The organism is Brevundimonas sp. CURTG3B2_SDJG, from assembly GCF_057364705.1.
The window spans coordinates 1-1,764 of record NZ_JBNFOJ010000429.1 but is presented as its reverse complement, the minus strand read 5'-3'; the positions used below and the strand labels follow the sequence as shown (position 1 = coordinate 1,764).

Annotated in this window: 2 protein-coding genes; one reads left to right on the top strand and one right to left on the bottom strand. The window is 73.8% G+C overall.

What is annotated here, in order from left to right; all coding sequences use genetic code 11:
- Positions 1-376: peptidylprolyl isomerase (locus AC2W7C_RS17455; RefSeq protein ID WP_486002503.1), on the bottom strand; the 376-nt coding region annotated here is incomplete at its 3' end.
- A gap of 173 nt (positions 377-549) precedes the next feature.
- Between AC2W7C_RS17455 and AC2W7C_RS17450 the strand changes: the two genes are divergently transcribed.
- A partial coding sequence (locus AC2W7C_RS17450; RefSeq protein WP_486002502.1) for a PQQ-dependent sugar dehydrogenase occupies positions 550-1,764 on the top strand: 1,215 nt, incomplete at its 3' end.

The window sequence follows — 1,764 nt, the reverse complement described above, 5'->3', positions numbered from 1 at the left end:
CAGGAAGCCGACCCCGCGCGCCGGCCGGCTCGGCCGCCGGGGCGAACGGCATGGCCGGGTCGCGGCGGAAGGTGAACTCGGCCTTCAGGTCAGGATAGGCGCTCTGGCCCTCGCCCGAGCCCAGAGGATCCCCGGTCTGGGCCATGAACCAGTCGATCACCCGGTGCCAGACCAGGTTGTCGTAGAAGCCGTTGCGCGCCAGCAGGCGGATCCGGTCGACGTGCAGCGGCGCGATCTCGGGCGCCAGCTCGACCAGGATGCGGCCCTTGGTCGTGTCGATCACCAGCAGGTTCTCGGCCGGCACGGCGCGCCAGTCCGTCTCGGCGATGGTGGTCTGGGCCCGTGGGGCGGCGGGCGGGGGGCGGCGAAAGGCCAAGCACCGCGGCGGCGGCGATAATGCGAAGGGACATCAGGGTTTCCTGAAGGGTCGGCGGAGACTGTCCGCCCGGCCGACAGGGTGGCGCCTTTCGGCGTCGAGCGCGAGGCCGTTCGCAAGGGCATAGGCGCGCGGACGTCCGGGCGCTAGCGTGCCGGCAGGGAGACAAGACCATGCTTCGCCGCCTCTCCGTGTTCGCCGTCCCCGTCCTGGCCGGGATGTTTCTGGCCGCCTCTCCCGCCGCCGGCCAGGGGGCCGGGCGGGACTACGCCGTGCAGGGCGACTGCGACGGGCGGCCGGCGACCCTGGTGCGGATGGCCGAGGGCTACTGCCTGGGACGGGTCTGGCAGAGAGCCGGAACGAGGGGCCGGCGCAGTGCCCCGGGAGCCCTGTTCGAGCTGCCCGACGGCGACTGGCTGGTGGCCGACTGGGAAGCTGGGACGCCGGACGCGGCGCGGTGTGGCGACTGTCCCCGGCGGCGGACGGCGCGCGCTGGACCGGCTGCTGGGCGGCCTGTCGATGCCGCACACGATCGCGCGGGGACCGGACGGGCGGATCTACATCGCCGAGATGAGCCGCATCTTGCCTTCGATCCGGCCAGGCCCAGCGAGGCCGAGGCGGTGGTGGAGGGGCTGCCGGACAACCGGCTGCACGAGAACCGCCATCCGCTGTCGGCCTTCGTGTTCGATGGCGACGGGGCCCTGCTGGTCAACGTCGCGCGCCGTCGGACCGCTGTCTGGACGCCCCGGGGCGCGCCCCGGCGCGACGCGCGGGGCCGTTGCGCCGAAACCGGGGAGCAGGCCATGGTGCGGCGCTATCCCTACCTGGGCGGCGGCCGCTGGAGCGCGGAATGGACCGTCTACGCCTCGGGGCTGCGCAACTCGGTCGCGATGGCGAGACATCCGTCCGGCGCGATCTTCCAGGGGGAGAATTCGATCGACCTGAGCGCGCCTGACCGGCCGTTCGACGAGATCAACCGGCTGACGCCCGGTTCGGACCATGGCTGGCCCTATTGCACGGACATGGCCACGGCCATGCCGGGATGGACCGCGGCGCAGGCCCGCTGCGGGGAGCGGGCGGCGCCGATCTCGCTGTTGCCGCCGCACGCGGCGCCGCTGGCGATGCTCTACTATGACGGGACCATGTTCCCCGAGCTGCGCGGCCGGATGCTGATGGGTTGGCACGGCTATCGCCGGGGCGGCCGGCCGGGTCGTGGCCATCGAGACGGCGGCGGACGGCGCGCCCCTGACCGACCGGCGGGCGATGTACGCCGTCTATCCCAGCGGCGCCCTGGCTTACCCTGCCAGCGCGCCGGCGCCGCGGGCCAAGGGTGCGTGACGCCCGGCTGGAACGCCAGTCGCCGGACGGCATCCGGATCGGGCGGCGGC